Below are 821 nucleotides of genomic sequence, written 5' to 3' on the forward strand. Positions count from 1 at the left end.
CGTGTAGGAATAATATCTTCTTCATGCTCAAATCATTTGATAATGATGCGCCTATAATCTAGGAGGATAAGCTATGCTCAACTCCATATCAGCGCAATATATCTGCAAAAATACAAAAAATATTCAGAAAAGTGATTATATGGATGGATTTTGTTTGCAGGGCGAACTTGATTTAACCTTATTTTATAAGATAGAGGGATGTTTTGAAAAACCGAAATTCTTAATGACCTTAATGACCGGATTTAAGGGGATTGAAAAATGAAAATGACCCTTCATGACACTGACCCTTCATGACACCTGCGGAAATAAATAAACCGCTCCACCTATTTATATATATATAGGAGGAGCGGTTGTAATAGATAAAATCATCTCAAAAACTAATCACATGCAGATTTCATTCTGCTTTCCTGCATCATACTTTCTGCCTTCCTGCTGCTTACACGCAGCTTGAAACACCGAGCGAAGTGGCTATTGCGGTGAGAATGCTAATCGCAATCTGAATCACCATTTTCCAAGTATCCTTCTTCATAGACTTCTACTTTTTAGAGACTTACATTGTCGTCGCCACCGCCTTCACTGCCGGTATTGCCGCCGCTGGTACCCTGGTCACCAGTGGTTCCGCTACCGCCAGCTCCCTGCGTTCCGCTGCCTTCAGTTCCGGTGGTTCCGCTACCGCCACCCTGGGTTCCGTCACCATCACCGCCGCCGTCTGGATTGATAGGCACGTTGAGGTCCACGTTGGTCTTGCCCTCCTTGATTGCCTTGATCACGGCAGCCTGAGCGCTGCGGCTGGCCACGAGGTTGAATTCTGCGTCGTCGAG

1 protein-coding gene and 1 pseudogene are annotated in these 821 nt (G+C 45.3%); both read right to left on the minus strand.

The features are described 5' to 3' along the window. Nucleotides 1-436: 436 nt before the first annotated feature. On the minus strand, nucleotides 437-529 hold the full coding sequence (locus DW657_RS18100) for a smalltalk protein (RefSeq protein ID WP_153089932.1): 93 nt from the start codon (nucleotides 527-529) through the stop codon (nucleotides 437-439). A 13-nt stretch (nucleotides 530-542) separates the two neighbouring features. Then, a pseudogene (locus DW657_RS18535) lies at nucleotides 543-821 on the minus strand (hypothetical protein); the annotation flags it as partial.

The organism is Prevotella sp. AM23-5 (assembly GCF_003473645.1).
Taxonomy (GTDB): domain Bacteria; phylum Bacteroidota; class Bacteroidia; order Bacteroidales; family Bacteroidaceae; genus Prevotella; species Prevotella copri_A.